The organism is Rathayibacter sp. AY1D2 (assembly GCF_002932695.1).
Lineage (GTDB): Bacteria > Actinomycetota > Actinomycetes > Actinomycetales > Microbacteriaceae > Rathayibacter.
In genome coordinates this window covers 1-5,907 of sequence record NZ_PSVX01000106.1, presented here as the reverse complement: position 1 = coordinate 5,907, position 5,907 = coordinate 1, and the positions used below count along the sequence as shown (strand labels likewise).

The following is a 5,907-nucleotide window of genomic DNA, read 5'->3' as shown; positions in this document are numbered from 1 at the left end:
ACCTGGCGCTCGACGAGGTGCTGACCGCCGCGGTCGGCGAGGGCCGCCGGGAGCCGACGCTGCGGATCTGGGAGTGGGACCAGCCCGCCGTCGTCATCGGCAGCTTCCAGTCGCTCCGCAACGAGGTCGACCTCGACAACGCGGCGAAGTACGGCGTCGACGTGGTCCGCCGCATCTCGGGCGGCGGCGCGATGTTCATGGAGGCGGGCAGCGTCGTCACGTACTCGCTCTACGTCCCCGGCGACCTCGTCCAGGGGCTGACCTTCGCCGACTCCTACGCCTTCCTCGACGAGTGGGCCGTCAGCGCGCTGCAGTCGCTCGGGATCGACGCGGTCTACCAGCCGCTCAACGACATCACCTCGCCCTCGGGCAAGATCGGCGGCGCCGCGCAGAAGCGCCTGGGCTCCGGCGCCGTCCTCCATCACGTGACCATGAGCTACGACATCGACGCCGAGAAGATGGTGCAGGTGCTGCGGATCGGCCGCGAGAAGCTCTCGGACAAGGGCATCGCCTCCGCCGTGAAGCGCGTCGACCCGCTGCGCAGCCAGACCGGGCTCAGCCGCGCCGAGATCATCGAGCGGATGAAGGCGACCTTCGTGCAGCTGCACGGCGGCGAGGCGGGAACGCTGACCGAGGAGGAGTACGCGGCGGCGGAGGAGCTGGTGCGGACGAAGTACTCGACTCCGGAGTGGCTGCGGCGCGTCCCCTGACCGGCGGGCCCGGGGCGGCGGTCGCCGGCGCGTGGACCCGGAGCGGAACGCGGCGGACCGGTCCGGCGGGCGCCCCTCAGCTCGCGAGGAGCTCCTGGTAGTCCGGGTGCTCGGCGATGAACTCGGCGACGAACGGGCAGGCCGGGACGATGCGCCCGCCGAAGCGCTCGTGCGCGTCGTCGAGGGCCGCCTCGACGAGGGTCTCGCCGAGGCCCTCGTGGCGGTGCTCGGGCGCGATCTCGGTGTGGAGGAAGACCACGTCGCGGCCGCGGACGGCGTAGTCCGCGACTCCGACGGTCTCGCCGTCGAGCCAGAGCGTGTAGCGGGACGAGTCCTCGTCGTGGCGCACCTCGGAGATCATCGCGCCACTCTACGCCGGAGCCTCCCCGGCATCCGTCGAGCGCGGGCGCGAGGCGCGGAGCGTGTCGCCGGGCTCGCGCGCACTGGCACAATTGCCGGGTGCCCAGGACGATCCAGATCGCGGACGGCGTCCCGGAGTCGCGGAGCGCGGTGTTCCACGCCGACAACCTCGAGGTCCTGCCGCAGCTGGCCGACGGGGCCTTCACCGTCGTCTACCTCGACCCGCCGTTCAACACGGGCCGGGCGCAGGTGCGCACCTCGACCACCTCGGTGCGCTCCACCACCGGCACGATCGCCGGCTTCAAGGGGCGCAGCTACGAGCGGATCCGCGGCGACCTGCTCCGCTACGACGACCGCTTCGACGACTACTGGTCGTTCCTCGAGCCGCGGCTGGCCGAGGCGTGGCGGCTGCTCGCCGACGACGGCACCCTCTACCTCCACCTCGACTACCGCGAGGCGCACTACGCGAAGGTGCTGCTCGACGCGCTCTTCGGCCGCGAGTGCTTCCTCAACGAGATCATCTGGGCCTACGACTACGGAGCGAAGGCCACGCGCCGCTGGCCGACCAAGCACGACACGATCCTCGTCTACGTGAAGGACCCGCGCGGCTACCACTTCGACTCCGCCGCCGTGGACCGCGAGCCGTACATGGCCCCGGGCCTGGTGACCCCCGAGAAGGCCGAGCGCGGCAAGCGGCCGACCGACGTGTGGTGGCACACGATCGTCTCGCCGACCGGCCGCGAGAAGACCGGGTACCCGACGCAGAAGCCGGAGGGGATCCTCCGCCGCATCGTGCAGGCGTCCAGCCGCGAGGGCGACGCCGTCCTCGACTTCTTCGCCGGCTCCGGCACGACCGGCGCCGTCGCGCACGCTCTCGGCCGCCGCTTCGTCCTCGTCGACGAGCACGCCGACGCGGTCGCCGTCATGCGCCGCCGCTTCGCCGCCCTCGACCCGGCGCCGCTCTTCCTCTGACGCGGGCCCTCGCGACTCCTCAGACGTCGCCGTCCTCGCTCGCCACCCCCGCGACTCCTGCGCACCGGCCGGCTCCCACTGTCCAGGAGTCGTCGCAGTCGAGTTCGGTCGCTCCCACTGTCCAGAAGGTGTCGCACTCGACATCGATCGCTCCGACTGTCCAGGAGTTGTCGCACTCGACGCCGACTGCGACAACTCCTGGACAGTCGTGGTGGGAGGCACGCCTCCCCAGATACGGGATCAGGGGTTCGTCCACAGAATGCGGATCGCGGGAGTCGGACGAGGATCACGGACCGCCAGAATCGCGGCATGTCCAGTACCGACCTCGGAGCCTTCACCCGGCGAGCGGCACTCCGCGCCGGGATGACGGACGCCCGGCTGCGCACTCCCGCCCTGGCCAGCCCCTTCCACGGAGTGCGCACCCGGGTGGCGCCCGTCACGCACCTGGAACGAGCCGCCGCCTATCTGCCGCGGCTGCGGCCCTGGCAGCTCTTCTCCCACCTGACCGCGGCCGAAGCCTGGGGAGTGCCGCTCCCGGCGCGACCCGGCGAGGACGATCCGATCCACGTGGCGGCGACGACGCCGCACCGGCCCCCCAGGACCCGGGGTGTGATCGGCCACACCCTCACGGAGACGGACAGGGTCGAGCGGCACGGCCTGCCGGTGACAGGAGCGGTGTCGACGTGGATCGCGCTCGCGCCACTGCTGTCCGCCCGCGATCTCCTCGCGGCGACGGACCACCTCCTGTTCGAGCCGCGCTACCCGCGCCGGGACGATCCGCGTCCCCCTGTCCGGCTTCACGAGCTGCAGGACCGCCTGGCCTCCCATCGGGGCCGGGGCCGACGCGGCCTGGCTGAGGCTCTGCGGCTGGCATCGACCGGAGCCGCCTCGCGGAGGGAGACCTGGCTCCGCGCTCTCGTCGAGGAGGCGGGACTGCCCGCGCCCGACGTGAACGCCGAGATCAGGATCGGCGGCCGACTGCTCGCGGTCGGCGATCTGGTCTTCGAACGGTGGAAGGTGGTGGCGGAGTACGACGGCGGCCAGCACCGGACGGACGACGCGCAGTTCTCACGCGATCGTGAACGGCTCCTGGCCCTGCACCTCGCGGGCTGGATCGTCGTGGTCGTCCGCGCGGAGGGTCTGATTCGGGGCAGGGCGCGCACGATCGCCGAGCTCCGTGCCGCTCTCGTGGCCCACGGCTGGCGACCGTGACGCACCCCGTCGACGGATCGACCCGCTCGTCCATCCCCGCCCCGCCGCCCGCGTCCGCCCCACCGTCCGGATCCGCCCGCCGGTCCGCATCTGATCGAGCACGCAGAGCCCTCCGACTACGCAGAAGTCGTCGCACTCGGCGTCGACTGCGACGACTCCTGGACAGTCGCGGGCCGGGGTCAGCTGCTGGCGCGGACGACCAGCGACGTCGGCATCAGCGTGCGGTGCTCCACGGGGAGCCCCTCGATGCGGGCGGTCAGCAGCTCCACCATGCGGGCGCCGAGCTCGTCGGGGAGCTGGCGAACGGTGGTCAGCGCGGGGACGGCGTTCCGCGCGAAGAGATCGTCGTCGAAGCCCACGACGGACACGTCCTCGGGGATCCGGCGGCCGGCCTCGCGGAGGGCGGCGTAGGCGCCGACCGCCATCTGGTCGTTCGCGGCGAAGACGCCGTCCAGGTCGGGGTCGCGGGCGAGGAGGCGGCGCATCGCCTCGGTGCCGCTAGCCGGCGAGAAGTCTCCCCACTCGACGAGGTCGTCGGCGAGGCCGGCGTCGGTGAGTGCTCCGCGCCAGCCGATCAGGCGGTCGACGCCCGGCGGCATGTCGGCGGGGCCCGCGATGGTGGCGATCCGGCGCCGGCCGCGCTCGATCAGGTGCGCGGTGGCGACGGCCGCCCCCTCCGTGTTGTCCACGTCGACGAAGTAGGAGCCGCGCTCGTCCGGCGAGAGCGGCCGGCCGCCGAAGACGATCGGCAGCGTGCCCGAGAGCGCCGCGTAGGAGTGGTCGCCGGAGTGGTGCGAGACCACGAGCGCGCCGTCGACATTGCCGCCGAGCAGGTACCGCCGCGTCTTCTCGCCGTCCGTCTCGGACGCGATCAGCATCGAGAGCGTGTAGTCCGTGTCGGCCAGGCGCATCGCGGCGCCCTGCACGATCGAGGCGAAGAACGGGTCCGCGAAGACGCGCGCGGTCGACTCCGGCACGATCAGCGCGATCGACTGCGTGCGCCGCGAGGCGAGCATCCGCGCCGCGTGATTGGGCACGTAGTCGAGCTCGCCGATCGCCTTCTCGACGGCGGCCACGATCTCGGCCGCCACCTGCGGGGCGCCGTTGACCACCCGCGAGACCGTCGCGCGCGAGACTCCGGCCCGCGCCGCGACCATCTCGAGGGTGGGGGAGCGGCCCCCGCCGCGGACGCCCGTCGGCTCGCTCACGGGTCAGTCCAGGATCGCCGCGGCGCTGCCGCCGAGCAGTCGGGAGTAGACCAGGCCCGAGTCCTTCACGATCCGCTCCTGCGTGTCGTAGTCGACGCGCACGACGCCGAAGCGCTTCTCGTAGCCCCAGGCCCACTCGTAGTTGTCGAGGAGGGACCAGACGAAGTAGCCGCGGACGTCGGCGCCCTGGTCGATCGCGTCGGCGACCTTCTCGACGTGGTCGAGCACGTACTGCGTGCGGTCCGCGTCGTGCACGCGGCCGTCCTCGACGACGTCGTCGTAGGCGGCGCCGTTCTCGGTCACGTAGAGCGGAGGGAGGTTCTCGTACTCCAGGCCCAGGCGGGTCAGCAGGTAGCGCAGCCCGTCGGGGTTCACCTCCCAGTCCATCGCGGTGCGCGGCAGCCCGCGCGACGGGAAGGTGATGAACTCGGAGCCGACCCAGGGGGAGCCGACCTCGCGGTCGGTCGCCTGGGCGAAGTCGTCGGCTCCGGCCGGCAGCGGATGCGCAGAGACGTTGTCGTCGTGGTAGTGGTTCACGCCGAGGAAGTCGAGCGGGAGCGAGATGAGATCGAGGTCGCCGTCGACGATCAGCTCGTCGAGCCCGAGCCCGGCGACGTCCTCGAGCAGGTCCTCGGGGTACTCGCCGCGCAGCAGCGGGTCGAGGAAGATCCGGTTCTGGAGGGCGTCGAAGCGGCGTGCGGCGTCGAGGTCGGCCTCGTCCTCGGGGTCGTCGGGGACGGCGTTCGAGAGGTTGAGCGTGATGCCCAGGTTCTGCGCTCCGAGCTGCCGGAGCGTCGAGACGGCCAGCCCGTGGGCGAGGTGCGTGTGGTGCACGGCGGCGAGGGCCTTCTGCTGCGAGATCACGCCGGGGGCGTGCACGCCCGCCCCGTAGGAGAGCAGGGTCGAGCAGAACGGCTCGTTGAACGTCGTCCAGTGCTGCACCCGGTCGCCGAGGCTCTCGTAGACGGCCTCGGCGTAGTCCCGGAAGCGCTCGGCGGTGTCGCGGTTCGCCCAGCCGCCGGTCTCCTCGACGGCCTGCGGGAGGTCCCAGTGGTAGAGGGTCAGCCACGGCAGCACGCCGGCGCCGAGCAGCTCGTCGACCAGGCGGGAGTAGAAGTCGAGGCCCTCGGGGTTCACGGCGCGGTCGCCCGGCTTCACGCGCGCCCAGCTGACCGAGAAGCGGTAGGAGCCGAGCCCCAGCTCCTTCATCAGCCGCACGTCCGCGGGCATCCGGTGGTAGTGGTCCACCGCGACCTCGGGGGTGTCGCCCTTCGCGACCGCTCCGGGTACGCGGGAGAACGCGTCCCAGATGCTGTCCTCCTTGCCGCCCTCGTGGCCGGCGCCCTCGATCTGGGCGGCGGCGGTCGCGGATCCCCAGAGGAAGCCGGCGGGCCAGTCGCGGACGGCGAGCCGGTCGGCGCGGGCGATCTGCCCCGAGAGGCTCG

Annotated in this window: 7 protein-coding genes; 3 read left to right on the top strand and 4 right to left on the bottom strand. The window is 72.4% G+C overall.

Annotated elements, in window-relative coordinates; all coding sequences use genetic code 11:
• Nucleotides 1-710: biotin/lipoate A/B protein ligase family protein (locus C5D04_RS17400; RefSeq protein ID WP_104348128.1), on the top strand; the 710-nt coding region annotated here is incomplete at its 5' end.
• A 76-nt stretch (nucleotides 711-786) separates the two neighbouring features.
• On the opposite strand, the gene C5D04_RS17395 is transcribed toward C5D04_RS17400, so the two are convergent.
• Entirely contained in the window at nucleotides 787-1,071 is a 285-nt protein-coding gene (locus C5D04_RS17395) for a GNAT family N-acetyltransferase (RefSeq protein ID WP_104233160.1), read from the bottom strand.
• Nucleotides 1,072-1,169: 98 nt separating this feature from the next.
• Between C5D04_RS17395 and C5D04_RS17390 the strand changes: the two genes are divergently transcribed.
• Nucleotides 1,170-2,042 (top strand): site-specific DNA-methyltransferase, encoded by an 873-nt coding sequence (locus C5D04_RS17390; protein WP_104225160.1) that lies wholly within the window; start codon nucleotides 1,170-1,172, stop codon nucleotides 2,040-2,042.
• A gap of 19 nt (nucleotides 2,043-2,061) precedes the next feature.
• Here C5D04_RS17390 and C5D04_RS18030 read toward each other — a convergent pair whose 3' ends face one another.
• Nucleotides 2,062-2,298 carry a hypothetical protein gene (locus C5D04_RS18030; RefSeq protein WP_146087900.1) on the bottom strand — a complete coding sequence of 79 codons (237 nt, stop codon included), beginning with the start codon at nucleotides 2,296-2,298 and terminating at the stop codon, nucleotides 2,062-2,064.
• 53 nt (nucleotides 2,299-2,351) lie between these two features.
• Between C5D04_RS18030 and C5D04_RS17385 the strand changes: the two genes are divergently transcribed.
• Nucleotides 2,352-3,254 carry a hypothetical protein gene (locus tag C5D04_RS17385; RefSeq protein ID WP_104348127.1) on the top strand — a complete coding sequence of 301 codons (903 nt, stop codon included), beginning with the start codon at nucleotides 2,352-2,354 and terminating at the stop codon, nucleotides 3,252-3,254.
• 179 nt (nucleotides 3,255-3,433) lie between these two features.
• Here C5D04_RS17385 and C5D04_RS17380 read toward each other — a convergent pair whose 3' ends face one another.
• The gene (locus tag C5D04_RS17380) at nucleotides 3,434-4,411 is read right to left on the bottom strand and encodes a LacI family DNA-binding transcriptional regulator (RefSeq protein WP_104225165.1); all 978 of its coding nucleotides are present in this window, start codon (nucleotides 4,409-4,411) and stop codon (nucleotides 3,434-3,436) included.
• A 54-nt stretch (nucleotides 4,412-4,465) separates the two neighbouring features.
• On the bottom strand, nucleotides 4,466-5,890 hold the full coding sequence (locus tag C5D04_RS17375; protein WP_104348129.1) for a GH1 family beta-glucosidase: 1,425 nt from the start codon (nucleotides 5,888-5,890) through the stop codon (nucleotides 4,466-4,468).
• Between the last annotated feature and the right edge of the window lie 17 nt (nucleotides 5,891-5,907).